The organism is Litoreibacter roseus (assembly GCF_009811795.1).
Classification (GTDB): Bacteria; Pseudomonadota; Alphaproteobacteria; order Rhodobacterales; family Rhodobacteraceae; genus Litoreibacter; species Litoreibacter roseus.
Window position 1 is genome coordinate 909,561 of the sequence record NZ_BLJE01000001.1, and the last position, 26,608, is coordinate 936,168.

Annotated in this window: 25 protein-coding genes and 1 pseudogene; 8 read left to right on the top strand and 18 right to left on the bottom strand. The window is 56.6% G+C overall.

All coding sequences use genetic code 11. The features are described 5' to 3' along the window. Positions 1–79: 79 nt before the first annotated feature. Together KIN_RS04540 and KIN_RS04545 are read right to left on the bottom strand one after the other, a co-directional pair. Positions 80–532 carry a hypothetical protein gene (locus KIN_RS04540; protein WP_159804739.1) on the bottom strand — a complete coding sequence of 151 codons (453 nt, stop codon included), beginning with the start codon at positions 530–532 and terminating at the stop codon, positions 80–82. Positions 533–626: 94 nt separating this feature from the next. Beyond that, the gene (locus KIN_RS04545; protein ID WP_159804740.1) at positions 627–1,454 is read right to left on the bottom strand and encodes a helix-turn-helix domain-containing protein; all 828 of its coding nucleotides are present in this window, start codon (positions 1,452–1,454) and stop codon (positions 627–629) included. Positions 1,455–1,587: 133 nt separating this feature from the next. Here KIN_RS04545 and KIN_RS04550 point away from each other — a divergent pair, with 133 nt between their 5' ends. Beyond that, a complete protein-coding gene (locus KIN_RS04550) occupies positions 1,588–2,271 on the top strand; it encodes an alpha/beta fold hydrolase (protein ID WP_159804741.1) in 684 nt (227 codons plus the stop codon). A 931-nt stretch (positions 2,272–3,202) separates the two neighbouring features. Here KIN_RS04550 and KIN_RS04560 read toward each other — a convergent pair. Beyond that, positions 3,203–3,967 carry a copper chaperone PCu(A)C domain-containing protein gene (locus KIN_RS04560; protein WP_159804743.1) on the bottom strand — a complete coding sequence of 255 codons (765 nt, stop codon included), beginning with the start codon at positions 3,965–3,967 and terminating at the stop codon, positions 3,203–3,205. Between the two features lie 29 nt (positions 3,968–3,996). On the opposite strand from KIN_RS04560, the gene KIN_RS04565 reads away from it, so the two are divergent. The 6 genes from KIN_RS04565 to KIN_RS04590 all read left to right on the top strand — a co-directional run bounded on the left by KIN_RS04565 (position 3,997) and on the right by KIN_RS04590 (position 10,133). Next, positions 3,997–5,421 carry a hypothetical protein gene (locus KIN_RS04565; RefSeq protein WP_159804744.1) on the top strand — a complete coding sequence of 475 codons (1,425 nt, stop codon included), beginning with the start codon at positions 3,997–3,999 and terminating at the stop codon, positions 5,419–5,421. 93 nt (positions 5,422–5,514) lie between these two features. Then, a complete protein-coding gene (locus KIN_RS04570; RefSeq protein ID WP_159804745.1) occupies positions 5,515–6,816 on the top strand; it encodes an ABC transporter substrate-binding protein in 1,302 nt (433 codons plus the stop codon). A gap of 42 nt (positions 6,817–6,858) precedes the next feature. Continuing rightward, positions 6,859–7,785 carry a branched-chain amino acid ABC transporter permease gene (locus KIN_RS04575; protein ID WP_159804746.1) on the top strand — a complete coding sequence of 309 codons (927 nt, stop codon included), beginning with the start codon at positions 6,859–6,861 and terminating at the stop codon, positions 7,783–7,785. Next, positions 7,782–8,726 (top strand): branched-chain amino acid ABC transporter permease, encoded by a 945-nt coding sequence (locus KIN_RS04580; protein ID WP_159804747.1) that lies wholly within the window; start codon positions 7,782–7,784, stop codon positions 8,724–8,726. Before KIN_RS04575 ends, KIN_RS04580 begins: the two co-directional genes overlap by 4 nt. Further along, positions 8,714–9,445 carry an ABC transporter ATP-binding protein gene (locus tag KIN_RS04585; protein ID WP_159804748.1) on the top strand — a complete coding sequence of 244 codons (732 nt, stop codon included), beginning with the start codon at positions 8,714–8,716 and terminating at the stop codon, positions 9,443–9,445. The genes KIN_RS04580 and KIN_RS04585 overlap by 13 nt, the downstream gene beginning before the upstream one ends. After that, entirely contained in the window at positions 9,438–10,133 is a 696-nt protein-coding gene (locus tag KIN_RS04590; protein ID WP_159804749.1) for an ABC transporter ATP-binding protein, read from the top strand. Before KIN_RS04585 ends, KIN_RS04590 begins: the two co-directional genes overlap by 8 nt. Positions 10,134–10,350: 217 nt before the next feature. Here the strand turns inward: KIN_RS04590 and KIN_RS22385 are convergent. The 3 genes and pseudogenes from KIN_RS22385 to KIN_RS04605 all read right to left on the bottom strand — a co-directional run. After that, a pseudogene (locus tag KIN_RS22385) lies at positions 10,351–10,731 on the bottom strand (acyl-CoA dehydrogenase family protein); the annotation flags it as partial. Positions 10,732–10,754: 23 nt separating this feature from the next. After that, the gene (locus KIN_RS04600; RefSeq protein ID WP_159804750.1) at positions 10,755–11,564 is read right to left on the bottom strand and encodes a ferredoxin--NADP reductase; all 810 of its coding nucleotides are present in this window, start codon (positions 11,562–11,564) and stop codon (positions 10,755–10,757) included. A gap of 15 nt (positions 11,565–11,579) precedes the next feature. Then, complete coding sequence (locus KIN_RS04605) at positions 11,580–11,906, bottom strand: ferredoxin family protein (protein WP_174239101.1); 327 nt, start codon at positions 11,904–11,906, stop codon at positions 11,580–11,582. Between the two features lie 148 nt (positions 11,907–12,054). Between KIN_RS04605 and KIN_RS04610 the strand changes: the two genes are divergently transcribed. Next, positions 12,055–13,218 carry an amidohydrolase family protein gene (locus tag KIN_RS04610; RefSeq protein WP_159804752.1) on the top strand — a complete coding sequence of 388 codons (1,164 nt, stop codon included), beginning with the start codon at positions 12,055–12,057 and terminating at the stop codon, positions 13,216–13,218. A gap of 211 nt (positions 13,219–13,429) precedes the next feature. On the opposite strand, the gene KIN_RS04615 is transcribed toward KIN_RS04610, so the two are convergent. The 12 genes from KIN_RS04615 to KIN_RS04670 form a co-directional block, all read right to left on the bottom strand. After that, positions 13,430–13,876 (bottom strand): MarR family winged helix-turn-helix transcriptional regulator, encoded by a 447-nt coding sequence (locus KIN_RS04615; protein WP_159804753.1) that lies wholly within the window; start codon positions 13,874–13,876, stop codon positions 13,430–13,432. A 54-nt stretch (positions 13,877–13,930) separates the two neighbouring features. Further along, positions 13,931–14,515 (bottom strand): amino acid synthesis family protein, encoded by a 585-nt coding sequence (locus KIN_RS04620; protein ID WP_159804754.1) that lies wholly within the window; start codon positions 14,513–14,515, stop codon positions 13,931–13,933. Beyond that, on the bottom strand, positions 14,512–15,093 hold the full coding sequence (locus KIN_RS04625; protein ID WP_159804755.1) for an amino acid synthesis family protein: 582 nt from the start codon (positions 15,091–15,093) through the stop codon (positions 14,512–14,514). The genes KIN_RS04620 and KIN_RS04625 overlap by 4 nt, the downstream gene beginning before the upstream one ends. Continuing rightward, positions 15,086–15,949, bottom strand: a complete 864-nt coding sequence (locus tag KIN_RS04630) for a UPF0280 family protein (RefSeq protein WP_159804756.1) — start codon at positions 15,947–15,949, stop codon at positions 15,086–15,088. Before KIN_RS04630 ends, KIN_RS04625 begins: the two co-directional genes overlap by 8 nt. Before the next feature lie 5 nt (positions 15,950–15,954). After that, positions 15,955–17,439: a 6-hydroxynicotinate reductase gene (locus KIN_RS04635; protein ID WP_159804757.1), complete on the bottom strand. Its 1,485-nt coding sequence runs from the start codon at positions 17,437–17,439 to the stop codon at positions 15,955–15,957. Further along, complete coding sequence (locus KIN_RS04640) at positions 17,436–20,171, bottom strand: molybdopterin-dependent oxidoreductase (protein ID WP_159804758.1); 2,736 nt, start codon at positions 20,169–20,171, stop codon at positions 17,436–17,438. Before KIN_RS04640 ends, KIN_RS04635 begins: the two co-directional genes overlap by 4 nt. Then, positions 20,168–20,998, bottom strand: a complete 831-nt coding sequence (locus KIN_RS04645) for an FAD binding domain-containing protein (protein ID WP_159804759.1) — start codon at positions 20,996–20,998, stop codon at positions 20,168–20,170. Before KIN_RS04645 ends, KIN_RS04640 begins: the two co-directional genes overlap by 4 nt. Before the next feature lie 372 nt (positions 20,999–21,370). Next, a complete protein-coding gene (locus tag KIN_RS04650) occupies positions 21,371–22,858 on the bottom strand; it encodes a M81 family metallopeptidase (RefSeq protein WP_159804760.1) in 1,488 nt (495 codons plus the stop codon). 17 nt (positions 22,859–22,875) lie between these two features. Then, positions 22,876–23,829, bottom strand: coding sequence for an ABC transporter ATP-binding protein (locus tag KIN_RS04655; RefSeq protein ID WP_159804761.1), 954 nt, complete (start codon positions 23,827–23,829; stop codon positions 22,876–22,878). After that, entirely contained in the window at positions 23,813–24,775 is a 963-nt protein-coding gene (locus KIN_RS04660) for an ABC transporter ATP-binding protein (protein WP_159804762.1), read from the bottom strand. Before KIN_RS04660 ends, KIN_RS04655 begins: the two co-directional genes overlap by 17 nt. Positions 24,776–24,777: 2 nt before the next feature. Further along, on the bottom strand, positions 24,778–25,659 hold the full coding sequence (locus KIN_RS04665) for an ABC transporter permease (protein WP_243144812.1): 882 nt from the start codon (positions 25,657–25,659) through the stop codon (positions 24,778–24,780). Continuing rightward, on the bottom strand, positions 25,656–26,585 hold the full coding sequence (locus tag KIN_RS04670) for an ABC transporter permease (protein ID WP_159804763.1): 930 nt from the start codon (positions 26,583–26,585) through the stop codon (positions 25,656–25,658). The genes KIN_RS04665 and KIN_RS04670 overlap by 4 nt, the downstream gene beginning before the upstream one ends. Positions 26,586–26,608 lie beyond the last annotated feature (23 nt).

The following is a 26,608-nucleotide window of genomic DNA, read 5'->3' on the forward strand; positions in this document are numbered from 1 at the left end:
ATGCGACGCTCTGGTTCGTTGCCTCGGAAAAGCCCCTCCAAAGGCAACTAAGGCGGTCCCTTCGCCACAGATAGGACCGTTAACCTTGTACAGGCTTTGATGTTGCTGACCACCAGAGCGGCCCCAAGCAGAGAAAGAGGAAGAAGGCGTTGAAGCCAGCGTTCGACGGATGGCCCGAGGCGATGGACCCGAGGCTGTCGGTGACAAACCAGCAAAGGAAACTGACGACGACAGCCTTGCGAACCACTTCGGGTGCCAAGTCGTGGAGATGTGTTGCAAGCTGCCAGATCAGGACGCCCCACCCAATGAGAAAACCGCCAGCCAGCGCGGATAAAAACCGCGTAGTAGGTGCATCGAAGCTCTGGCCGCCCCAGAATGTCCATCCCAGAATATCCATCATAAGGCGCGTTGGCTCGGCAGTGGGCAGGAAGGATCCCAACAAGAATGCTGGCCCAAACCCGATCACGACAATCGCGCCGAACTTCATCCACTTTTTATGGAAGGAATGAGACCTGTAATGTGCAATATCCATTGTCTTCCTCATCTTTGATTTCGAATGAAGATGCACAACTCAGAGTTTCCGAACAATTCCCAGAGAGGGAAGAAAATCCGGTCAGCCTGCGGGACTAGCCGGTAGGTCTTTCGCTGAAAAACTCATGGTCCCGCACGAGTCTCTCAGTTTCGGGATTGGCCGGAAACATGGTCTCCACCTTGATATCTTGCGCAAGCACGCTCGTCGGAAGCGCGATTCCCGCGACGACGGTGAAAAATGCCATGCGTGCGCCCCCAATACTCATCTCGACAGGAAGCATCGGAGCGTCGACATGCTCAACGTCGAATTTCCACCAATCGTTGGGGAGATCGGATTGATCGTGAAGGCGTGACAGGACGCACGCGAGCTCTTCGTCGGATGCGCTTTCGCGATGCAGGCGTTGAATGAAATGACGCGCGAACCGTTCCCAATTCGATATGTAGGACCGAAAGCCACCCGAACTGAAGACGGCATCGAGCATGTTCGCAGTCATACCCGGTGGCTCGAACGGGATGCTCCCGGACACCAGCGACATCATCCGCTTGCCGTTCTCGTTGGCGTCGAGGATATTCCACCGCCTATCAATTACGAAGGACGGGTAGGGATTGTGCGCCCGGATCATGTAAGCCACCGCCTGCCGTAGCTGCCGCATCTCGACATCGGACAGGCTGTGGTCGCGGTAGACATCTGCGAACCCCGCGGCTCTCAACAACGCATTACGGTCGCGAAGAGGAACATCGAGGGCAGCCGCGACGCGCGCCACCATATCCCGCGACGGGTTTGAGCGGCCAGTTTCGAGAAAGCTGATATGGCGCGGCGGTGTCTCGATAGCATTCGCAAGGTCGGCCTGCGAAAGCCGTCGCTCCGTTCGCCATATGCGCAGCATCCGCCCGAAGCTGGTGGCAAGCTCAATCGTTTCCATGTAATGATTTAACATCACGAGCGGCAAAGAACCATTCCTTGCGAGGGAATTGATTGCGGCACTTCTACGGATCAGATCTTGGATGGAGGACCTTAGTTGCAGGCTCCGAGATCCGGCCATGACGAATTGAAGAATGAAGTTCGTTCGCACAACCGATTCTGCCCTTGAGGGCACCGATTTTCCATTTGAGCCTCGCTATCTCGATGTCAGTGCATCCGACGGGACGGCGCCGCGGATGCACTATATTGATGAGGGTCCGCGGTCAGGCGAGGTGATCTTGTGCCTGCACGGCCAACCATCCTGGAGCTATCTTTACCGAAAACCGGTGGCCCCTCTGACGGCGGAGGGCTTTCGCGTCGTGGTCCCAGACCTCATCGGTTTCGGGAAATCAGATAAGCCGGTGAGCGTCGATGACTATTCCGATCCCGGGCATGTTGAATGGCTACAGCGGTTCATCGAAGCGATGGATCTTAACCCGATGAACGGTCTCTTTCAGGACTGGGGCGGGATGATCGGGATGCGGGTCGTTGAGCGCATGCCGGAACGGTTCACCCGCGTCATCGTCGCGAATACGATGCTTCTCGATACCAACGACATCTCCTTGGAGGCTTCTCAAGCCATCGGCGCCGCGTTCGAGCAGATCCGGTTCCCTCTGCGCTCGACGTTAGGGAGGCTTTGCATTGCGTCTGGCAATACCGGCGGATCTTTTCCTGTAGTTCATAATTTGAAACGGAGACGACCCCCTCCTTGTTGCCTTTGCAGTGCACCAGAAACCGGTCTTCGCCGGCAGAGATTTCCCCAACCCTTAATTTGTTAATTCGCTGATCCGCAGATCGGTCACAATGAGCAGTTCGATGATCATGTTAGGCCGGCGCTCTCGTGGCCGATGTGATGTCGTCTCTACTCGATTTTGCACATACTGCGCTTGGTGCTTAATCCGCCTGCAGCACCGCTTTGAGGGCATCGCGATCAATGGGGCTCGGCAGGCGGCGTGAGATCTTTACCGTAATACTGACGCCCGCAAATGGGGAGCTGGGGAGCTGTTCTGATCTGCGCGGCAAGCGAAGAATGACTTGAGAGTCCCAAAACGACGCTCGATGGTTGCGGGCTTAGCCTCCAATTCATCTCGCAAATGGAGATGGCGGGCGAGAATGGCGTCTTTCGACAGAGGATCGATGAGCTGGTGCGCTTTGGTGAAGCGCGGAAGGGTCCGCAGATCCTGAGCGTAGGCCCCTCGTGTATAATGACCGAGGCTGCGCTCATCGCGGCGGGAATTGACGAAGGCAGGGTGATCAAGATGGGTTCGCTGAACTCCTGTAGAAATGTTCAAGCAATCCATCACGGTCTTTGGCGTCGTCGAATTCGGCCGCCAAACCAGTAACGATATGGGGCAAAATAAATGAAACGTTCAGGCTCTTGGCGGTGAAATGTTCGGTGGGTGAATTTACCAAGGTTAAAGCCAAAGCTCCCGAACCGAAACAACGGTCAGAGGTCAGAGCTTTTGAGCGGGGCCAATCGTAGTGTATGCTGCTTTACGGGGCAGGGTTGGACAGCACTCTCGGTTTGGTCTGGAAAATCCGCTTGACCTGAAGGGCGCAAATCGCTCTCCGGCCGTCCTTAGAGGAGCCATCTCAAAGATGAAACGGCTGACTTTGATCGGATCGACGGCAACCGCTTTTGGCATCTGAATCAGTTGCACCGAGGGGGCGAGATCGAATCCATACACCGTTGGAACGGCACGTCTGGCACTATGGAATCTCGAATGACAGCGCCGCGGCCGCCGGACCATCGTCATTTAAGTAAGGTCTGTGATCATTGGTATGTAGAGAGATTCTGACGGTGTATTTTCCCGGCTGCAATGACCCGATCTGAGTGGTGGACCCGTAAAGCCTCCCGAGCTTCAGACCATTCAGATACACATGCGCATGGCCCTCGTTGTCAATATGCGGCACAGTGTCTTCCGCTTTGCGAAATACGAAATTTTCGGTTTCGATGAGCAATTCCCCACCATCTGCCGTGATGCCTTCTGGCGCTGAAATTGCAATGGTTGGAGTGTCGGAAACCAAGACGCCATTGGCTGGCCCATGGTCCATCACCATCGTGTCGGCGCTGGCATTCAAAACTTTAGTCGATACATCGCCGTAATCTGCGAATGTAACAGTCATCGGTAATAGCGATCCTTCCGAAAACCCCTGTCCGTCAATCATCAGCATGACATGCGCGCCGTCCATCGCAATTTCGCTGGTTGCGCTGCCCGGAACGATAAGCGGACTACCGCCACCAAAAGGGTTCATGACCGAAACCGACACAGCCTGTGGCGAACTGACTGATGACAGTGCGACCGGCCCACCATCATTTTGTATCGTCATTGTCACCATAAACATGTTGGGGCGTCCTTCGACTTGAACCGCGCGTGCATTGGTCAAAACGATGTCGGATTTCGGCAATCCTGTCATAAGAAGGGTCACAAGACCCGCGCCGACCAGTAAAGCGACTGCAACGATGCGTTTCATAAATCTCTTGCCTCGGGTTCGAACGTCATGTGTATACTAACAATATGATGCGGCGCAGCAACTCGTTACTTGTCGTCACAGCGGCGGCTTTGACGACGTGGGCGAGTCCCGCCTTGGCGCATCCGGCGGAGCAGGGTTTTGTGCTTTTGCTGCCGACGACCGCCTATACGATCGCGGGAACGCTGAGTGTTTGCGCATCCATGCTGGTAATGCTGTCGTTACGACACGGCGGTCTAGCGAAATTTTTTAAAAGCAGGCCGGTCAAGATCCGCATCCCGACATTTGGGGTGGACCTAACTTATCTGTCATCTCTCTTTGCGATGATCTTCTTGTTTGGCCTGATTTCAATTGGGTTCGCTGGACCGACTGATCCTCAAAGCAACCTGATGCCACTCGTGTTCTGGACCGTCTTCTGGATTGTCGTCTTCGTTATTCAGGGAACGCTTTTTGATATCTGGCGATGGATCAACCCATGGCGCGGGCTGGCACATTATCTTTTTGGTGATAGTGATAGTTTGGCCCGTCTGCCAAAATGGTGCGCGGCGTGGCCAGCGGTCATTCTGTTTGCACTCTTTCAAAACTTCTTGCTCGCAGATGTCGCGCCCAACGACCCGCCAAGACTAGCCTACGTCATTTCGATTTACTGGGCTGTCAACTTTGCTGGCATAATTGTGTTCGGCCCCAAGCCATGGCTCGATCAGGTCGAATGCATCACGGTCATGTTCAACCTCCTTTCGCGTCTGCGTCCGGTCACGTGCGGGCGCGTCGGCATGCCGGGATGGCAGGCTGTGACAGAGGCACCGCTTGATACAAGTCGAGCCGTCTTTTGTCTTTTGCTTCTTGCCGCAGGCAGCTTCGACGGTCTGAACGAAACGTTCTGGTGGTTGGATCAGCTTGGGATAAACCCCTTGGAATTCCCTGGCCGATCGGCCGTCTACTGGCCAAACCTGATCGGCCTGTATCTGGTCCTGCTTATCTTAGTGATCATCTACACCTTTGCGATCTGGGTGGGGACTGCGACAGTACGGTTTGTTCATCCGGAATACCGGTTGAGCGTGTCTGACATGTTCCGAAGCTTTGCGATTACTTTGCTACCGATCGGGCTGGGTTATCATTTCGCGCATTACTACGTCACTTTTCTAGTGCAAATTCGGGTCACTTTGGCAACCTTGGCAGACCCCTTTGCACTGGGGTGGAACCTGTTCGGGTTGAACGCCGTCAAGGTAACAATGGGGTTTCTTGCCCAGCCTGATACCGTGAAAGTGATTTGGCTGACACAGGCCAGTGCCGTGGTTTTGTCACATGTATGGGCCGTCCTTTTGGGGCACCGGATTGCAGAGCAGAACTGCAAAACAGCAAGAGATGTCATCATGTTGCAGGTCGGTATCTCGATACTGATGATATTTTATACAATTTTCGGGTTATGGCTGCTTGCGAGCCCAAAGGGTGGATAGTTGGAAAAAAAATCTAGACAACTCGTTAGTGTACACACAATACTGAAGCGAAGTACGCGGCGTAAGATCGCGTCAACGACAGGGGAACCAAAGATGACAATCAAAACCTCAAACCACGCCGTATCACGCCGTAAGGCCCTGTTGGGCTTGGGCGCTGGTGCCAGCGCTTTGGCAACAACCGGCCTTATGCCGGGCACGATGGGATTTGCCCAAGCGCAAAGTTCTTCACCCATCAAAATTGGATTTCAAAAGCATGCCACCGGCATTGGTGCCGCCTACGGCCGCTGGTACGATGCAACCACAACCGCCGCTGTTCAGCGTATAAACGATAGTGGCGGCATTAACGGACGCCCGGTCGAGATCGTGACTGAAGATGATGGTACTGATCCAAGCCGGGGTGCCGAAGCGTTGGAAAAGTTCGAAAAGCAGCATAGCTGCGATGTCGCCTTTGGCACATTGTTTAGTCATGTTGTGATTGGTTCGGCGCCGCGGGCGGCAGAACTGAAATTGCCGTACTTTGTTGTTTCCGAAGGGCATCATGTGGCAAGCGGCATGCTCAATCGGTATACGCTGCAACCTGGGATCACCGATGTGAAAAGTCAGGTCGTTTCGATGGCACCGTTCATCGCCGGCAATCTTGGTAAGAAAGTTACGATGATCTTTCCTGACTTCGCGTTCGGTCACGACCATCGGGATTTCTTTACACAGGCCATCGAGGCACAAGGCGGCGAAGTTGTTGCGAAAATCGCGATCCCGCCAACCGAGACATCATTCACCCGTTACTTCCCCAGCATTCCGCGTGAAACAGAGGTTATCTACCATGTCATGGTCGGCCCCGCTGTTCTGACCTTTGTGAAGGAAATGGGCGAGTTCTTCGGCCCGAGCCGGCCCGAGATTTTCGGTTTCATCGATAGCCTTGAAGCTGTTGGCATCGATAGCCCAGGGTTGGAGTTCCTCGAAGGCACTTACTTCTGGGAAGGCATGCCGCGTCACGTTCAAGGCAATCAAAGTGACGTTGAGAAAACGTATCGCGCTGCGGTTGGTTGTGATGACAGAGGCGCGTCAATCGATGATCCGGCTGATGTGTCGACCTATGCCCATATGTTTGGCTGCTGGGAAACGTTGAATGTGATCAAGGCTGGTATGGAAGCTGCCGATTATCAGGGTCCACAAGATCGAACCAAGCTGATCGAGGCAGTAGAGGCGATGACCGACATGCCGGAATCCTTGGACCATCCCCAAGGTGCGAAGCTGTTCAACGGCAAGACGCATCAGGTGTTCGGCCAGCAGTTCATTTCCAAAGTTGTGGACGGCAAGCTGGCGGTCGAACATGTCACGACGATCGAAGAAGGATTGTACGAGGACGAAGTCGACTACACTACGCAACCGTTCTGATCGGTCCGGCTCCGAAACAACCAAAAAAGAGGAGGTGTCCAAATGGAATTTGGCCCGCACCTGATGCTCGCCTCCCTAGAGGGTGCGGTCATCGCCTCTATTCTTGTGCTGACGGCAATGGGTTTGAGTATTGTTTTTGGCGTAATGCGCGTCGTGAACGTAGCGCATGGAGAATTCTTTATGCTTGGCGCCGTGCTGGCGTGGTATGTCAGCACGGCGTTGGGCGGGCATCCCGCGATTGGGTTTGCCGTTGCACTCATCGTTGCACCTCTAGCGGTCGGGCTGGTCGCGGCAGTGTCAGACCAGCTGATCCTGAAACGGATCAACTATGATCCCGATCGCACTATCGTCGGTACAATCGGGATGCTGTTCATCATTCAGCAAACGACACTGATGACATTTGGCCCCGAAGCACGCCCGGTTGAGGCCCCCTTTAATCAGCGTTTGGCGCTGCCTTGGTTTGAGTTCAGCGAGGGTGGGCTTCAAATGATCTGGCCGTGGGGGCTGAGCATCACCAGCTACAAGCTGTTCGTGATCTTTGCTGCGCTGACGGTCCTTGTTGCGCTCTGGCTTTTTCTGACGCGTACGAAAATCGGCCTGATCATGCGGGCCACCCAGCAGGACAGCGAAACAGCCAAGGCCTTTGGCGTACCGGTCGGCACCGTCTATTCCTGTGTCTTTGGTCTGGGTGCTGCACTTGCTGCGCTGGGCGCTGTGTTGGTCGTTCCGATCCAGCAGGCTCATTATTTGATGGGTGCAGATCCTTTGCTGATGGCATTCACCGTCGTGATCATCGGCGGATTGGGAAGCCTGCCCGGTACCGTCATCGCCGCATTTCTGATCGGGATGAGCGATGGGATCATTTCTGTCTTTTTCTCGCCAACGCTGGCACAGATCATCGCCACCTTCCTTGTCGCGATGATTCTCGTTTTCAGACCGCAGGGATTGATGGGAAAGGCTGAAACATGACGGTTGCGCGTAAGATCAACGCCCTTCATTTCGGCATTCTGCTTTTCCTTCTGATCTGTTTTTTCACGTTGCCAGCATATCATGTCGGCGCGCTGTCGCGCATTATGGTGCTGGCAATCTACGCCATCGGACTGAATATCTTGTTCGGCTACACGGGCCTGCTGAGCCTGGGCCATGCGATGTTTTTTGCAGCGGGCATGTATGGGCTCGGCTTGTCGATCAAGTTTCTCGGTGTTTCGGTCGTACTGGCATTCGGCATCGGCATCCTCAGCGCCGCAGTGCTGAGCGCTCTGGTCGGCCTGCTCGCGCTGCGCACGGCGGGCGTCTCGTTCATGATCGTGACACTTATGTTTGCGCAGACCGTCTATCTTGTCGTTCTGTATTTCGGTGAATTCACACGTGGTGACGAAGGTTTCGTGCTGCAACAGGCCGAACGGATGCTGGCAGGCTTCGACGTCACAACCGAAGCCGGGCGATACTTCGTTGCGTTTGGGGCATTTTCCATCTGCCTGATCGGCTTTTCGGCGCTGGTTCAGTCTTCTTTCGGCAAGCGTCTTGTGGCGATCCGCGAAAACGAGGAACGCGCCCGCATGCTGGGCTATGACGTCTGGCGTTACAAGCTACTGGCTGTGATTATCTCCGGCACCGTGTCGGGCGCGGCTGGCGCACTTTATGCGCTGCTGTTTGGCTATGTCGGCGCCACTTTTGCATCGGTACAGTACTCGATCCTCCCGCTTTTGTGGGTCTTGCTGGGAGGTGCAGGCACGACAATCGGGCCCCTAATCGGCGTGGCGTTTATGTTCTACCTGATCGACGCTTCAAGCGCTTACACTAGCGCCTATATGCTTATCGCGGGCCTCGCACTTGTCGTTCTGACAATGTTCGCGCCACGCGGGATTGCCGGCATTCTGCGGACAAAGGTGTCGCCATGGCTGCCGTAACACTTCTCGAAACCAAGGGTCTGACAAAGACCTATGGCGGCCTGCAGGCAAATACCGATATCGACTTTATATTGAAAAAGGGGCTTGTGACCGCACTGATTGGGCCGAATGGCGCTGGCAAATCGACATTCGTCGGCATGCTCAGCGGGCGGACAGCGGCGACAAGCGGCCGTGTCATCTTTGAGGGTCGCGATATCAGCCAACTGCCGGCACACAAGCGGATACAGCTTGGGCTCGCCTATACGTTTCAGATCACATCGATCTTCACGGGATTGACGGTACATGAAAACGTGGCCCTCGCCGCGGCGCGGACGGTATCAGCGGACGGCAACACCCTGAATGCGAAAGTGCATCAAACCCTCAATCAGGTGGGCATCGCCGACCGTGCCGATCAGACCGCAGGCGATCTGAGCTATGGGCATCAGCGCCTTCTGGAAATTGCAATGGGGCTGGCGCAAGAGCCGCGACTTTTTATTCTCGATGAGCCGACACAAGGGCTGGCTGAAACGGAAATCAACGACTTCATCGCGCTGATCAGATCACTTGCCGGGCGAACGACCATCCTTCTGATCGAGCATAACATGAAAGTGGTGATGGCGACGGCCGACCATATTGCGGTGCTAGACCAGGGAATGATGCTGGCCGAGGGCACGCCCGCGGAAATAAGCGCAAATGCATCGGTGCAAGCGGCCTATCTTGGAAAGACGGTAGATGCTTGAAGTCAACGATATCCATACCGGATATGGCCCCGTCAAAGTGCTTTATGGTGCGTCGCTCAACGCGCAGTCTTCCGAAATTCTGTGCCTTCTGGGCAGGAACGGTGCCGGTAAAACAACCATGCTGAAGGCAATTATGGGCTTGCTGCCTGTCATGTCGGGGAGCGTCACGCTTCAGGGGCAAGAACTGCACCGGCTTCCAGCCCATCACGTGCCGCGACACGGTATCGGATATATCCCTCAAGGGCGCAGGCTTTTTCGGGAACTGACCGTTGATGAGAATATTGAAATCGGCCTGATGGCCCGCAAGCAAAGCCGGGATACTCGTGACTGGGTATTAGATTTATTCCCCCGTCTCAGGGAACGACTTGATCAGCAGGCTGGCACTCTGTCTGGCGGGGAACAGCAGATGCTGGCCACAGCGCGTGCGCTATGTCTCAGGCCGAAAGTTTTGCTGTTGGACGAACCGACCGAAGGCCTGCAACCATCCATGATCGAACAGATCCGCCAGGTGATCGTGAAGATGCGGGACGAAGGGTTCGCTATCATACTGGTCGAACAACGTGTTGATGCCGTCCTGTCGATTGCCGACCGCGTAACATTTATTGAAAATGGCCGTGATGTCAGAACGACGGATGCCGCCACGCTAAAGCAGGATACATCAATCATCGCGCGGCATTTGGGCGTCTGAAAGCGAAAAAGGCCCGCGCGATGGAACCGGCTGTCTATGTTTTCCTGTCAGCTGTTCACAGCTTTTCGGTCAGCGCGGGAACTACTTTGGGCAGGTCAGAGACAGACCATGATCGGCTACCTTGAAGATCGGCGCTTCTTTTTCTTTGTTCGTGCTGATGGTCTGCTTGCCGCAGACGACGAGATCTGGTTTTTTGCGCGTCGCAGATCGCTTTGAGGATCTTTCCGCCGTCGGCATCGGAATTGGCCCAGACCACGAAGACATCTGCGATCGGCGCGTTTGAGATCCACATCTTGGATCCGCTTAGGACATAACCGCCATCCGTCTTCCGTGCGGTGGTTTTCATACCGCGTTGCACCCAGTCCTCCGTATTCTTCGGGTACGGTCGTGCCCGACGACCCATCTCACCCATTTCGGCGAAGATAGCGGGATTGGTGGTTTCATTTTCAAAAGCACCCATGATCTGCGGCAGCATCTTGTCCTGAGCATAGGCCCCGGCGCTGCTTTAAATCATACGCGCGTCTTCGCTGAGTTGCTCATCCAGCAGGAATGGGTCGGCCCAGTGAACGGTCCAAGATTGGGTTTGCTGTGGGGTAATAGATCTTTAGGCATATATGTCTCCTAGTCGACGAAAGCGCGTTCGACGACGAATGTGTCGGGGCGATTGTTCGCGCCTTCGATAAGGCCGAACTGTTCCAGCATTGCCTTGGTGTCGCGAAGCATATCCATTGATCCGCAAATCATGCCCCGGTCCGTGTCGGGCGTGATTAGCGGCAGGCCGAGGTCATCGAAGACCTTACCCGATGACATCAGATCGGTGATCCGACCTTGAAACCGATAGTCCTCCCGCGTCACCGTGCAGTAATGGCGCAGGCCATGGGCAAACTCACCGACGAGGGGGTCGTCTTTTAGCTCGGCGACAAGATCCTGACCGTAGCGCAGTTCGGCGACTTCGCGGCATGTCTGTGTCAGCACGACCTCGTCGAATTTCTCGTATGTTTCGGGATCCCGGAACAGGCTCGCAAACGGGGCGATGCCGGTCCCGGTTGAAAACATCCACAAACGTTTGCCCGGCAACAAGGCATCATTCACCAAAGTACCTGTCGGCTTTTTGCGCATCAGTACCGTGTCGCCCACTTTGATCTTCTGCAGGTGTTCCGTCAGTGGCCCGTCGGGTACTTTGATGGAGTAAAACTCCAGTTCCTCGTCCCAGCTTGGCGACGCAATCGAGTAAGCGCGAAAAACCGGCTTTTCGGCATTGGGCAGCCCGATCATGACAAACTCGCCGGATCGAAACCGAAAAGACGCAGGGCGCGTGATCCGGAACTTGAACAGCCGGTCAGTATAGTGATCGACCGATGTGACCGTTTCGGCAAACACACCAGCAGGAATGGGGTAGTCGTGGTCACCCTTTGAAGTGTCCAAAGGCATGGGCCTCTCCTCTTGTCAGGCTGGCGCTTCTGCCAAAAGCGCCAGCTTGTCGGTTTTCTGGCCCAACTCATCGACATCGGCGGGTGGGTCACCCTTTTGACAGATGTCGAGCCATTGTTCTGCAAACTTCTGGTTCAGTGCGATCCACATACCGGCGACGTCGATCATATCCGGCTTGATGACATCGACGGGGCATTCAGGTTCACAGACACCACAGTCGATGCACTCCTCGGTGTTGATGACGATCATGTTCGCGGCTTCATAGAAGCAGTCGACGGGGCAAACCTCGAAGCAATTCTCGTACTTACAATCGATGCAGGCCGTGGTGACAACATAGCTTATGATCATTTCATATTTGTTAGTATGCTAACAAATATCGCGGTTGTTGTTAGCCTGTCAAGCCGCTCGATCCACCAAGGATGGGCGGCGAAAGCACTTGACGCCAATGTGTCAATTATATTCGTATACAAACAAGTTAGCGGAGCCGCCCATGCAGAAACTTGTGATTAAAAACATCGGTCAAATCCTGTCGGGCGATCTGGAAAGCCCGATTTTCGATGGGAATTGTCTGATTGCCATGGACGGCAAAATCGACGCATGGGGCGATGAAAAAGACCTCGATTGTAGCCAGGCCACGACAGAGGTCGACGCCCATGGCGTCACGCTGGCACCTGGCCTGATCGACAGCCATGTGCACCCGGTCGTCGGCGACTACACGCCGCGTCAGCAGCAACTGCACTGGATCGACTCGACACTACATGGCGGTGTGACGACCCTGATCTCGGCTGGCGAGGTACACATGCCCGGTCGGCCAAAGGATATTGTCGGGCTTAAGGCGATGGCGATTGCATCGCAGCGTTGGTACGAAAATTTCCGACCTTCTGGCGTCAAGGTTCACGCTGGCGCGCCCGTCATTGAAAAAGGTATGGTGGAGGAAGACTTCGCCGAAATGGCGAAGGCCGGCGTGACGCTTCTGGGCGAAGTCGGTCTTGGCACGGTCAAGGACGGCAGAACCGCGCAACAGATGGTTGGGTGGGCACGCAAATACGGCATGCAAAGTACCATTCATACAGGCGGTCCATCCATTCCCGGGTCTGGTCTGATTGATGCAGACATGGTCATAGAAACGGGTGCAGATGTGATCGGGCACATCAATGGTGGGCATTCCGCGCTGCCTGATGATCAGATCATCTGCTTGTGCGAAAGCTGCAAAGCTGCCTTTGAGATCGTACACAACGGCAATGAGCGCGCGGCTGTCCTGACTCTAAACACCGCGAGAGAGTTGGGAAAACTCGATCAGGTCATTCTGGGGACAGATGGTCCTGCTGGGTCGGGTGTCCAACCACTTGGTATCCTGCGGATGATCGCGATGCTATCTGCGTTTGGAAATGTACCTGCGGAAAAGGCGTTCTGCTTTGGCAACGGAAACACTGCGCGACAACGAAACTTGAATGTCGGTCTGATCGAAAAAGGCTACAGCGCTGATTTTGTTCTGCTGGATCAGGCGCAACATGCACCTGGTAAGACGATGCTGGAGTCTGTTCAGCTCGGTAATTTGCCCGGTGTCGGCATGACGATCATCGACGGCATCGTTCGGACTGAACGATCCCGCAATACGCCGCCGGCAAACCGCCTTCCCGAGCATATCAAATGACCGCCCCTCTGGCCGGTTTGCAGGTCGGCGGTCTGAAAAAATACCAGTTCGCCTACGATAGCCTGCACGCGATGTTTCCCGGCTGATCTATTGCTCGGTCACGGGTTCTTCGCAGGACGGACCACTTGCTGACGTCGCTTTTGGTGGGACGCCTATCCGGCGGGCAAAAGCAGAGATTTTATGAACTTTTGAGGCGGGTCAAATGCCGGAGCTAGGTAATTTTCTCCAGAAGCCGCATCAGCGTTTTTTTTTCGGCCTGTGTCAGCGGTTTGAGCGTCTCTTCCGAGATCCGCAGCCCATCGTCCATTAGGGTTTGAACAGTAGACTGACCCTTGGGAGTCAGTGAAATGTCCGAGCGGCGCTTGTCGGTAGGATTGGCGCTGGAAATCACCAGCCCCTTGGCTTTGAGGCGATCGACAACACCTTTGACTGTTGCGACATCCATCGCGGCCAGGCGGCCCAGATGATTTTGCGACACGCGCCCAGTTTCAAAGACGCGGATCAGGGTTGTGAATTGCGTCGGTGTCAAATCCTCCGAGATGTTCTTCTGAAAGATGACGGCATGGCGCTGGCTGGCGAGCCGCAGCAGATAACCTATCTGCTTGCTCAGCTTGTATTGCTGTTTTTGCTCAAGGAGCTCTTCTGAAGGGCTGATCATGCCAGATCATACCGCTGTCATTCTGGATTGAACAGGGCGCTCATCGCAAACCAATCAGCGAAGTCCGTCTTTGCCTTCCGCCTCCTTATGGGTCAGGCCACCAACACGCGGCAAAGGCCGTCCGCTGTCTGCAACAGCAACGGCAACCATGATTTCATCACGTCGTGGCGCGTCATTTAAGCTGACTTCGATGCCGTCAAAGTGACTGCGCACATAGGCCGCGTCCTTGTGACCTAATGGCACATCTAGCACCTGACCGGGACTACCCATCTTTTTTGAGGACGGCACAAGGGCGGCGCCTTTTTCAACGGCTTTGCGAAGCGGTGCGCCGAGTTTCGGATGAAGGATAGCAGCGGCATGTTCCAGTTCGCCGTCTTCGCCAACCATTGCCGATTTACCATAGCTTTCTACCGCATCGCCCGCGATACCAAGCGCCTGAACGCATCTTTCACCCAAGAGCGCTCCCAGCTCTGCGCCAATGTCCATCAACGCGCCTAGATCCTCTTGGTAGATCCCAGAAAACGGGTTTTCAATTACAGCCACCGCAACGGCCTTGCGGGTTGGTGGCGAGATTGATTTGCCCATCTCAAGATGAGTTTCTTCGATACTCACTGCGATTTTTCTGATCTTCGCATTCATCTCAAACCATCCTTTCCGACAATGTCGCCGGCTTTCAGGCCGCCGGCCCGATCATGAATGCGGGCCCCGGTACTCATCACCAGAACCAACGCCATTTCATCTGCGCGTGGCGCATCGCTCAGCCCTACCTCCATCGCGTCAAAATGGCTTCGGACGTAAGAGGCGTTAATATGCGTTATCGGCACATCAAGCCGTCCGCCAACGCCCGCGACTTTCTTGGTCGATGGTACGATCGCGTTTGAGTTGTCCAAAAGCTGTCGCATGGCATAGCCCCCGGGGGCATGCCACAGGGCGCCATGTTCCAGCTCTCCGCCTTCGCCGATGATCGCCCCCTTGCCGTAGCCTTCGACATGTTCGGCACCCCCCAGCATCTCGACCAAACGTCTGGCAATCGACAATCCCAACGGCTTGAGGTCGTCCATGAACCATTGAATGTCCGGTTCATAGCGACCGGCGAAGGGGTTTTTGATCACAGCCATTGCAGATGCCCGCCGGAGGCTCTTGTCCGGCACCGGGCCTCGTTCATGAAAAATCTCTTCGAATGAGAATATCGTTTTTCGTATGGCCAGATCAGGCATAATGCCGCTCCTTGTGTTGGAGCGAAAACATCGGCCCCTTGGTGACAGTCGCGTGACCCTGCAAAAATATCGCGGTGCCGCTTATCAGATTTCTGTGCTGCCATCTTTCTGCAAGCATCATCCCATTGGACAAAGCGCGCCCGCAGTCTGCAGGGGTCAACCGTGCGCACCCAGTCACGATCCTTTCAGCGCCTAGGTCAGATTGATCATCGATCTCATGTGCGGCACAGCGCGTCACGGCGGGATGACCGGGGAGATCAACGGCGTTCGCAATAAGCGTCGCGGATACATCCGCCAATGCTGCCGAACGTGCGAGTGTGGTCACACTGTCAGCGATCCCCATGCTCATGCTGCGGCCATGTCGGCCACTTGTTGCGATACCGCCAATACCATCCGTGGCGTTGATTGTAATCTGTCCCAGCGGCTGTCCGTCATGATGATGTATCTGGGTTCTGAACGTCTCGCCTTCGCGAAGGTGTAAGGCGATATCGCCGCCGTTGTTCACGTAAGCGCGGCGCAGTTCAGCGGTCATGCGCATTGCACCCAAAATTTCATCGGCAACTGCACCCGCAACGGCTGCCATCGGTGTCACATATCCTGCAAACCGCAGACACGACGCTGCGCCATGCATGCGCCTTGCCACATCGCCAATAGGTCGCGCTGCCCCCTTTGCCAATGGGCAGCGCAGCACGTCCAACTCGTCCACCAGCTCGGTCAGGATGGTCGCAAACCTTTCGATCGCGGCATCAAAAGCCTCTTTACGGTCCCCGTCGGCATGGACAACCAGATCAATGGGCCCGTGCTGCAAAAGCAGGCGTTGGCCGTCGCGCAAAAAAGAGGCGTGCGGTCCGGGCATAACCGTTATCTTTTTGCCCAGCGGAAGTTTTTATGTGCCATCGGGTCATGCGCGCTTTCGTCGTGACTGATGCGCCGCATCTCACCGCCTGCAATGTCTTCGACGGTCCGAATGTGATCCATATGTCCGCCCAAGGTCTGATAGTCGCTGACACGCAAAGTGAATTCGATAGGTGCGACAAGTGCGGGCGTCGGAACATAGCCGAAGGACTGTGTCGGCATATCCAGCACGTCAACCATGACGGTGATGCCGCCACCGGGCCAGACGTAGGCATCGGCGCCGCCACAGGACACATGGGTCAGTGAATCCTTGACCGACCGGGTAAGCCGCACCGGGTTTTCCGTCACACCCGCACGCAAGCTGCCCCCGGCACCGCCCATGAACAATACAGAACAGACCGATGGCTCACAGTTTTCGGCAATCAGATCCGCGGACGCCCGCAATGGGTCAGTTATCGGTTTTGGCTGTGGAATAAGGTCCGCGTCCAGTTCGTAATATGCATGTTGCTCACCCGTGGTCGACACCATGAACAGGCGAAGACCTTCCCATGCTACCTTCGGATTGAACGGGCCAAGGATGGTCAGCGGATCGTCGATATCAGTTCCGCCCCATCCCGTACCCGGGTTCGCGACCTGAAAATACCGTCCGGGGGTTGAGCGCCGGCCTCGCATTTTGATCCCACTCGGAGGAACATCCAATTGCTTGCCTGCCTCGTGTTCAGACAAGACCCCGGTGATGTGGTCGTCAACCACGACAACCTCATCGGCATGACCAATCCACTGCATGGCAAACATGCCAATCGTGGCAGACCCGCAACCGACCCGCATCAGATTTTCTTCGACACCGTTCAGCAGGGGCGCTTTACCAGCCTGAACCACCACCTCGGTTCGACTCTCATCATCGCCGACATGCAAGGTCACGGCTTCACGATTGCAGAGCCGCAACAGAGCATCGCACGTTACGCGGCCCTCTTTCTTGCTGCCGCCCGTCAGATGCTCCACACCGCCGAGCGACAACATTTTCGACCCGTATTCGGATGTCATCACATGGCCGATCGGTTCATCATCTGCATAGACGATATCACGCTCTTGGCCGATATGCCGGTCAGTATCGATTTTGACCTTCACGCCGCAATAGCTGAAGATCCCCTCGGTCACGACTGTCACCATATCAACGCCGTCAATGTCCTGACTGACGATAAAAGGGGCGGGCTTGTAGTCTGGATACGTTGTGCCAGCGCCGACCGCTGTGACGAACGGGCGCTGACCCTTGATAATATCGCCGTCCCAACCTTCATCATCGGCCGCGTTTGGCATGAACGGCACCAGCTCTTGATCGCCGCTTTGGATAATTGTCAGCGGATCCAACCGGACCAGTTCGCCGTCGTGGTTGGCATATCGATCACAAGCGCCTGATTTTCCTTCCGAAATGTAGCACATCACCGGACAGGCATCACAACGGATCTTCTCAGCCTTGCCCTGATCTTTCATCGCTGGGCCTTTCGAATTTCGGTTCTGACAAGCGACGGTGTTGCGGGGACCCGGGTGATCCGAACGCCGGTTGCCGCGTTGATGGCGTTCAGAATGGCCGGAGCTGTCGGAATTAATACATGTTCACCCAAGCCCTTTGCACCATAGGGTCCATGGGCGTCAGGTTCTTCAATGATGATCGTCTCGATGGGCGGGATATCACCAATCGTGGGGATCAGATAATCGTGCAGGTTTTCCGTGCGCCCCGGAACGTACTCCTCCATCAATGCCATCCCCAGCCCCTGTGCAATACCGCCATGAACCTGTCCTTCAACCATCATGGGATTGATTGCCCGCCCGACATCGTGTGCTGCTACGAACTTCGTCGGTTTGACTGTCCCCATGGCGGTGTCCACGTCGACTACAACCAGATGAGCCGCGTAACCGAATTGCGCGTAGGGCGCGCCCTGGCCGTTCTCATCCAGAGGCCTGGTTGGGGGATCGTATGTTTCTTCGGCTCGAAGGACCAACCGCTCATCATCGCAAGCCAGTTTGGAGAGGTCGAAGCGATGTTCGCCCTCGGCGTCCGTTGCCACGATCTCGCCATCTCCGAAGGTCAATTCAGCGTCCCGCGCGACATTCATTCTTTCGAGGATCAGTCGGCGTAAGGCCTCGCCCGACAATCGCGCGGCATTGCCTGAGACGTAGGTTTGCCGCGACGCTGACGTCTTGCCGGCATCAGGCGTCACGTCAGTATCAGCGCCAATACGTGAGATGCTGTCAGCCGGCACACCCAGGGCGGTTGCAAAAATCTGGGTAATGACCGTATTTGCACCTTGACCGATATCCATTGCCCCCTGGTATAAAACGACACGTCCGTCGGGTCGGACCCCCGACTTGATCGTTGACGGGTTCGGCAGAGACGTGTTCCCGCAGCCATACCACCCCGCAGCAATGCCAACACCTCGTTTGATCGTTGTGCTGGTCTCGTTGAATGCCTTTGCCGCAGCAGTTTCAGACTGCCATGCCGGACGCAGCGCCTTCAGGCAAGCTGTGATCCCGACGCCTTGATCGAAAACCTGCCCGCATACTGTTGGAACGCCGTCTTCGAGTGCATTGATGATCCGGAATTCCAGTGGATCAATGCCCAGCTTTCGGGCGAGATCGTCGAAGAGGCTTTCTTGTGCGATAGCCGATTGCGGCACGCCGAAACCGCGAAATGCACCAGCAGGCGGATTATGCGTATGAATGCCCTTAGACTCCGCCCGGTAGTTCGAAATCGCGTAAGGCCCTGATGCGTGAACCGGCACACGATTGGCGACTGTCGGACCCCAGCTAGCATAGGCGCCGGTGTCAAATTCGCCGTAAAAATCAAAGCCGGTGATCCGACCTTCGGCATCTGCACCGATTTTCAATCTGATGTCGGATGGATGTCGTTTGGTCGAACTTTGCATCGATTCAGTGCGCGAATAGCAAATGCGCACAGGCTTGCCGGTCTTCAACGCGGCGAGAGCCAGATAAGGCTGGACCGAGATATCGAGCTTGGAACCAAAACCACCGCCGACCGCCGTGGGGACGATCCGGATCTGCGATCTGTCAAGACCGAGAATGATCTGAAGACTGTCAAGATCCATGACGGGCGCCTGTGTGCATGCATGCACTTCGACGCGGCCATTCACGATCTGCGCAAAACCCGCTTCAGGCTCGATGTAACCATGTTCGACAAAGCCGCTTTTGAAATGTCCCTCGACCGTCTTGGATGCAGCCGACAGCCCGGCCTGCGCATCACCGCATGTCACGAAACCACCACACATGACGTTGCCGTCTCGCCCGTGGTGCAACTGCACGGCACCGTCTTTTTGGGCATCATGAATGTTCTGCGTTGCCGGCATTTCCGTCCACGTCACCGGGAAAGACCTGGGGTCGAATGTCGACATGAACTCCGAGGTTGCGACAACGGCGGCGACGGCCTCACCGCGGAAGCGTGTTTCAGCTTCTGCAAAAACAGGCTGATCCATGAATTGCGGAATGACACCAAAGATATTGCGGCCAGCGATATCATCCGCCGTCAAGACAGCCTCAACACCGGTCGCATCCGCGAACGAAGCAAGGTTCTCGAATGTGAAAGAAGCCCTCGCAAACGGCGAACGGATAACGAATATTTCAAGACACCCGACCGGAGCGACGTCATCACCAAACGCCTCGGTCCCGTCGACCTTGCATTGCCCATCCAGTCGCCGGATTGATGTACCAACACTGCCGTCGCCGTCATGTGCAATGGCCGGCGCGCCGACCACCGCATCAATAATTTTCCGGTAACCGGTGCAACGGCACAGGACGCCGCCCAAGGCATCTTTGACTTCGTCCTCGGTGGGGGCATCGTTATTCCGCAACAATGCAATGGCAGATACCATCATTCCGGGCGTGCAAATGCCACATTGCGCGGCGCCATGGTTTTGGAAACTGTCGGCGAGCCGCTTCGCCTTTTCTTCTGCCCGGTATAGCCCTGCCAGCGTTTCCACGCTGCGCCCTTCGACCTGGTGGGCGGCCGTTAGACAGGCGCAGACTGGCTGGCCATCAAGCAGGACAGTGCAGGCGCCGCAATCGCCAGCATCACAGCCGATCTTGACGTCGCGCGCCCCAAGGTTTTCGCGCAGTAGCTCGGACAGACGCTGTCCGGGCGTCGCATCAGCACGTGCGGGCTGCGTATTCAGTTCAAACGCAATCTGTTGTGAGAAAAAGGGCTTGTTCATCTCGACGCTGCCTGCATGATTGCGCGCCTACACTGCTCTTGCACCACGTCGTAGCGGTACGCAGCTGCCCCCCGCACGTCATTGATTGGTGTGAGTGGCGCAAGAAACTCAGGTTTGATTTCCACATCTGCAGGCCGCTGGCCAATCACACTAGCCTCTAAAGCGGGCAGGCGCTGCGCAACCGCCGAACACGCACCCACGGCAATGCGGGCGTCCGTGATCCGGTTGTCTTGATCAAGGACCAAGTTCACAGCCGTCATGCATATCGAGATGACAAGGTATCGTCGGCTGCCAAGCTTTTCAAAGGCAGACGTCATGGTCGAGGGTGGCACCGGGACTTGAAGACCGACAACCATTTCATCTCTTCGCAACACCGTGGAACGGACCCCGGTGATGAACTCAGCGAGTGGCAGCAGTCGAGAGCCTTGGGCACGGCTGGCAAGTTCAACGGATGCATCCAGTGCCAGCAGGGGCGGAACGCCATCTGCGGCGGGTGACGCGTTGCAGACATTGCCAGCTAATGTGGCGGCATTTTGGATCTGCACGCTCCCGACCTCGCGAGCGGTGGCTTTCAAAGCGTCAAAAGCGGACCCAAGGTCGGCATTGATAATGTCGGTCCATGTCACCGCACTGCCGAAATGTACTATATCCTTGCTTACGCTGATCCGTTTCAGGCCATCGATGCGGGTGACATCCATGTAGAAATCCGGGTGTTGACCCAGCTGCGCTGACGGGTAGACGTCGGTGCCACCTGCAATAATCTTGCCCGAGCCCCGCGACAGCACTTCCAAAGCTTCGTCGATTTTTGTGGGGCTAATGTAGCTCACAAGACATTCCGCGGATTTTCATTTGCATACAAATGATATTGCCGTAACAGAGAGGCTGTCAACAAAGATTCTTCCGCACTGCGAAGTCGGTCAAACGAAAGAAAGTGGCTGTGAGTGAAGCGCTGATCGTAATCGACGTACGGAATGACTTTTTTCCCGACAGTGCACAGCTCGTTTCACGTATCGCATGCCGGAAAGGCGGCGTTTAGCACGATACAGATGTCCAATGGACCGCAGACGTTTTGGCGCCCCACTGTGTTCAATGCACCAAAGGCGCTGATTTTCATCCAGAGCTGAACAGCAACGCCGCTGATGCTGCAACTCGAAAAGACATGAACCCGCAGATCGCCAAGTGAACTCGCATTTCCGCGCTTAGACTGCCACGCCCTGATCCAGCGGAAAGATCGGCCGTGGCACGTTCTTGTAAGGCAACAGGTCGTATCGCGTCGTGCAAAGCGCGCCGGTGTCACAGACGATGATCCGCCCTGCGATAGGGGCAAAGGCCGCGCGAAAATGCTGCATAGATTTAAGTACAACAACAGATTTCGCTGTAGGTTCGATGCCAAATGCGCGGAATTGCTGGAGATCGAGCATCTGGTGCGCGATGGAGACGATCAACACGTCGATGCCCGCAACCCGCAACACCGCGGTCGGTCCGAAACTGCGCTCTTGGCCGCCGAGGATTGGGCCGTCGCCCACAACGCGCCCCTCGCCACACCACATCAGTGTGCCCGTCACATCAAGCGGACCGCCGCCGAAAGCGGGCATGGTCTTACCACCGATTTGAAGCGTCACTTGTCCGCCAATGGGCGCATCTTGCAACTCAGCCGCCGCCTGTGCATCGATCAGCGGCCCGAAGCAGGCATTGCCGACATCCGCTTCGAGCAGTGCTGCCAACAGCGCAGGGGCGTCTCCATAGGCGCCGGAGCCGGGGTTGTCGGCATAGTCCGCAATGACCAGCGGGCCGCTGTCGGGACGCCACGCGCGTGCGATTGCTGCGGCCTGAGACGGTGCCAGGTAGGTGTTGAAAGCCTCGTGACGACGGGCCCAGATGTCGTCGGCCAATTCATTGGCCATCGCGGTCAACCGCGCAGTTTCACCTTCGCCGGTCACCAGAACTGTCGGCCCGATTTCGGCGATGTCCGCACATGGGAAAGCGCCGTTGATGCTTATTGCATAAACACCCCTACGGGCCTCAAAAGCGCGCGCCATGGCGTGCCGATCAATCATCGGACCGATATCGGTGCGCCCGCCATTGGCCTCTTCCAGCATGGGGCGGTGGGCGCGATAGGTGCGCGGCTGAATTTCACCCGTCATGTTCCTGTGCAGAAGTTCCGCCGCGCGCCGACCCGTTGCCCGAATATCGACGTGCGGATATGTCGTGAACGAGACGAGGATCTGGGACAGGGCACACATTGCGCTGGTGACATTGGCGTGCGGATCAAGCGTAACGGCGATGGGCAGTTCAGGACCGATCACGGCGCGTAGCCGGCGCAAGATTTCGCCCTCCCCGTCGTCGTGATCTTCTGTCACCATCGCACCATGCAGGATCAGGAATACGCCGTCCCACCCGTCCTGCGCTGCAGCTTCCAGCACCGGTGCAAGTAGCGCGTCAAACGCCATGCGTGTCACCCGTCCGCCTGGACCGGCGGCAGCGCTGATCGCATGGGTCATGGTCCAATCATAAGCGCGACCCACGTCCAGCAACCCGGCCAGCTCTGTGTTTTTGTCACCTTTCGCGCCAATTGCCGCAGGACCGTCCAGTAGGTAGCGGTCACGAAAGGCCTGCAAGTCAGTGGGGCGGATGTTGAATGTATTGGTTTCGTGAGAGATTTCGGCTGAGAGAACGTTAAACCCCAAGTCGTGGTCCTTCTTGATCAGATCGGGTGGTGACAAGCGACGGCATGGCCGGTTTCTGTCGAGAGGGCGGGCGTTTCAGATCGGCACAGCGCGCTGGCGTTAGGACAACGATCCACGAAGGCACAGCCGGGGGGTAGATCGAAGGGGCTCGGGACTTCGCCTTCCAGCGGCGCAATCAAACGGCGTTTTTTCGGGTCTGGCTCGAACGTGCTTTCCATCAAGGTTCTTGTATAGGGATGTCGGGCGGGTGCGGCGGTGTCGGGCAAGGCCTCGACCACGCGACCCAGATACATGACGAGGATTTCGTCGCAGAAATATTTCACGAGACTGAGATCGTGGGAGATGAAGAGGTATGTCAGGCCAAGGTCGGACCGCAAATCTTCCAGAAGGCCGATGATCTGGGCCTGCACCGAGACATCAAGCGATGCTGTAGGCTCGTCCAGCACCAAGAGCGATGGCCGCAATGCAAGCGCTCGCGCGATACCGACCCGCTGCTTCTGCCCGCCTGATATCTGATGGGGATAGCTGGTAGCGAGGCCGGGGTTTAGCCCAACCATCTCCAGTAACCCAGCCACCTCGTCGGTCATGGGTTTTTCCGGAGTGACACCTTGCACCTCGAAGGGTTCGGCGACGGCACGGGCTAGTGTATACCGCGGGTCAATGGCGGAATACGGATCCTGAAAGACCATCTGCATACGGGCGCGCAGCCTGCGCATCTGGGCGGGCGACTTTGCCAGTAGGTCGTCCCCGTCGAAATGTACCGCGCCGCCCGACGGTTCGATCAGGCGCAGGATCAGGCGCGCAAGTGTTGATTTGCCACAACCGCTTTCACCGACAACGCCGATAACGCGGCCCTTCGCCAAATCGAAGGATACACCGTTGACCGCGTGCATGGACCGCGCCTTGCGAAACGCGCTGCCCGCCGATGTGAAGCGTTTGGACAGGTCGCGGACTTCAAGCAGGTTGGGCATTGGCGACCTCCGCGAAATGACAGGCGGCGGCACTGTCGCCCGCCACGGAAAACTCCGGTGGATCGGTCGCGCAGATTGCTTCGGCGCGTGGGCATCGCGGGTGAAACGGGCAGCCTTTGGGGTAATTCAGGACGGTGGGGACCGTGCCTTCGATGCCGGTCAACCGGGTGGCGTCATCGAGCCCACGCGGAATGCATGCAATCAAGGCCTGTGTATAGGGATGGCGTGGACGGTCAAAAATCTCCTCAACCGGCCCGTGTTCCACCGCGCGACCGGCATACATGACGACGATCTTGTCGCAGGTTTGGGCCACGACGCTCATGTCGTGGGTTATCAGAACCAGTGCGAGATCACGCTCCTTCACCAGATCGTCAAGCAGGCGAATGATCTGGGCCTGTACAGTGACGTCCAGCGCCGTCGTGGGTTCATCTGCGATCAGCACATCAGGGTCGGCGGCCAGCGCCATCGCGATAACGATCCGCTGCTTCATACCACCCGACATCTGATGCGGATACCGTTCGCAGATCAGCGATGGTTCCGGAATGCGCAAGGTGCCGAGGATGTCTTCGGTCCGCGCGCGGGCCTCCGCGCCGTCAAGGCCCAGATGCAGTTTGGCGACATCATCAACCTGCGGCCCGATCTTCTGCAGAGGGTCCAGCGAGGTCATCGGATTTTGTGTGATCAAGCCGATCCGGCCGCCGCGCAGCTTTCGATAGGCGCGTTCGGGCAGTTTTGTCAGATCCTGACCATCGAATTCCACGCTACCGCCGGTGATGCGGCCACCGCTGAGTGGTAAAAGACCCATGACGCTCATCGCGGTCAGGGATTTGCCCGACCCGCTTTCGCCAACGATGCCAAGTGTCTCTCCTTTGTTGACGGAAAAACTGACGCCAGAGAGCGGCTGCACCATTCCGAAGGCTACACCGAGATCGCGAACGCTGAGCATGCTCATGCTCCCCGCAACCGGTCGCGGATGTCCAGCGACCGGATCAGTTCGTCGCCAAAGAGGTTCACCGCAATGACAGTGATCGCGACAGCCACGCCGGGAAAAATGATAACCCATGGGCTGAGGAACAGTTGCGCCGTGCCGGACGACATCATAGCGCCCCAGCTGGGTGTGGGTGGCTGCGCGCCAAGGCCGAAAAATCCGAGCGTTGCCTCCAGCACGATACCATCGCCTATCGCCAGCATGCCGACCACGATCACCGGGGCCATGGCATTTGGCATGAGGTGCTTCAGGAGAATATGCGAAGGTTTGGCGCCGAGGTTGATTGTCGCCTCGATAAAGGTTTCGCGTTTTAGGCGGACGATTTGCGCACGGGTCAGGCGCGTGAATTGTGCAAGATAGGCGATGGCGATGGCAAAAGTGGTCGATGTTAGGCCCGGGCCGATGATGGCGACGAAGATCAGTGCGATTAAAATGTCGGGGAAGGACCATGTCAGATCCACCACGGTCATCACCGCGCGTTCGAAAAAGCCCCCGAAATAACCTGCCGCAGCGCCAAGCGTCATGCCAGCGGCCATGGAAATGGCGATGGCCGTGGCACTGACAGAGAGAGAGGTTCGCGCGCCGTAGATCACACGGCTGAGCACGTCGCGCCCGAACTCGTCCGTACCCAAAACATGCGGCCAGCCGGGGGCCGCGTTCGCGTTCATCAGGTTTTGATCCGCGTAGTCGAACGGGGCAATCAATGGCGCGAAGACGGCAACCAGAACCAGCAGGATCAAGAAACCACCGGCCACCATGCCGATCCCAGATGAAAGGGCGCGCCCGATACTCATTCTTGCGAACGCATCTAGCGAGCGGATGGCCATTGAAGAAACTTTCATGATTTTTTCTCTCGGATTCGGGGGTCCATGGACGCCTGGGCCACATCGCCGATCAGGGTGCCGAGCATGACGGCGAGCGCCAGCATCAACAGGCAGGCCTGCACGACCGGATAGTCGCGCTGCCCGAGCGCCCGGATCAGAAGTGATCCGAGGCCGGGACGACCGAATACGAATTCCACCGTGACAGCGCCGCCGAGAATCCAGCCGATGCGTAAGGCCAAGATTGTCACGACTGGCAGCAGCGCATGTGGCATCAGATGGCGGAACAGGATCGTGCCCGAGGACAGGCCTTTGGCATGCAGGAGTGTCACAAAGTCCTCCCGCTGTGCATCCAGGAGCGCAACCCGCGTAACCCGCGCGACCAACGCCACGCCGCCGAACCCTATGGTGAGAACTGGTAACACCAGCGATTGCCATCCGCCCGCGCCGGAGACCGGAAACCAGCCGAGGTTGACGGAAAACAGCAGGATCAACAGAAGCGCCAGCCAGAAACCCGGCACGGTGGAGCCCAGAAGGATGAAGCCACGCATGAACCGGTCCAGTACCGGGTGGCGGACGATGGCGGAGACCGTACCAAGCGCCATGCCCACTGTTGAGGAAAAGAGAAAGGCCAGCCCGCCGAGCGTCAGGCTGTAGGGCAGGTTTTGCGCAATCAGATCGGCCACCGGTCGGCGCAGAACGATGGCTTGACCAAACTCGCCCTGAAACATGTTGCCGATCCAGACGAAGTACTGAACCACAAGGCTGCGATCCAGGCCGTAACGCGCAACCAACTCGGCACGATCTTCCGCGGAAGACCCAACCCTCAGCAGGTTATCAATCGGATCCCCCGGTAGCAGGTAGACGATCATAAAGATCACCACCGAAATCGAGAAAGACACCGGGATCAGCATCAGCAAACGCTGGAATGTGTATCTGAGGATCATCCCGTTGCCTCCTTTCTTACAAG

Bases quoted from the DNA above. Each gene is read 5' to 3' on its own strand.
- KIN_RS04540 (WP_159804739.1), bottom strand. From the start codon at position 532: ATGGATATTGCACATTACAGGTCTCATTCCTTCCATAAAAAGTGGATG.
- KIN_RS04545 (WP_159804740.1), bottom strand. From the start codon at position 1,454: ATGGAAACGATTGAGCTTGCCACCAGCTTCGGGCGGATGCTGCGCATA.
- KIN_RS04550 (WP_159804741.1), top strand. From the start codon at position 1,588: ATGAAGTTCGTTCGCACAACCGATTCTGCCCTTGAGGGCACCGATTTT.
- KIN_RS04560 (WP_159804743.1), bottom strand. From the start codon at position 3,967: ATGAAACGCATCGTTGCAGTCGCTTTACTGGTCGGCGCGGGTCTTGTG.
- KIN_RS04570 (WP_159804745.1), top strand. From the start codon at position 5,515: ATGACAATCAAAACCTCAAACCACGCCGTATCACGCCGTAAGGCCCTG.
- KIN_RS04575 (WP_159804746.1), top strand. From the start codon at position 6,859: ATGGAATTTGGCCCGCACCTGATGCTCGCCTCCCTAGAGGGTGCGGTC.
- KIN_RS04580 (WP_159804747.1), top strand. From the start codon at position 7,782: ATGACGGTTGCGCGTAAGATCAACGCCCTTCATTTCGGCATTCTGCTT.
- KIN_RS04585 (WP_159804748.1), top strand. From the start codon at position 8,714: ATGGCTGCCGTAACACTTCTCGAAACCAAGGGTCTGACAAAGACCTAT.
- KIN_RS04590 (WP_159804749.1), top strand. From the start codon at position 9,438: ATGCTTGAAGTCAACGATATCCATACCGGATATGGCCCCGTCAAAGTG.
- KIN_RS04600 (WP_159804750.1), bottom strand. From the start codon at position 11,564: ATGCCTTTGGACACTTCAAAGGGTGACCACGACTACCCCATTCCTGCT.
- KIN_RS04610 (WP_159804752.1), top strand. From the start codon at position 12,055: ATGCAGAAACTTGTGATTAAAAACATCGGTCAAATCCTGTCGGGCGAT.
- KIN_RS04615 (WP_159804753.1), bottom strand. From the start codon at position 13,876: ATGATCAGCCCTTCAGAAGAGCTCCTTGAGCAAAAACAGCAATACAAG.
- KIN_RS04620 (WP_159804754.1), bottom strand. From the start codon at position 14,515: ATGAATGCGAAGATCAGAAAAATCGCAGTGAGTATCGAAGAAACTCAT.
- KIN_RS04625 (WP_159804755.1), bottom strand. From the start codon at position 15,093: ATGCCTGATCTGGCCATACGAAAAACGATATTCTCATTCGAAGAGATT.
- KIN_RS04630 (WP_159804756.1), bottom strand. From the start codon at position 15,949: ATGCCCGGACCGCACGCCTCTTTTTTGCGCGACGGCCAACGCCTGCTT.
- KIN_RS04635 (WP_159804757.1), bottom strand. From the start codon at position 17,439: ATGAAAGATCAGGGCAAGGCTGAGAAGATCCGTTGTGATGCCTGTCCG.
- KIN_RS04640 (WP_159804758.1), bottom strand. From the start codon at position 20,171: ATGAACAAGCCCTTTTTCTCACAACAGATTGCGTTTGAACTGAATACG.
- KIN_RS04655 (WP_159804761.1), bottom strand. From the start codon at position 23,829: ATGCCCAACCTGCTTGAAGTCCGCGACCTGTCCAAACGCTTCACATCG.
- KIN_RS04660 (WP_159804762.1), bottom strand. From the start codon at position 24,775: ATGCTCAGCGTTCGCGATCTCGGTGTAGCCTTCGGAATGGTGCAGCCG.
- KIN_RS04665 (WP_243144812.1), bottom strand. From the start codon at position 25,659: ATGAAAGTTTCTTCAATGGCCATCCGCTCGCTAGATGCGTTCGCAAGA.
- KIN_RS04670 (WP_159804763.1), bottom strand. From the start codon at position 26,585: ATGATCCTCAGATACACATTCCAGCGTTTGCTGATGCTGATCCCGGTG.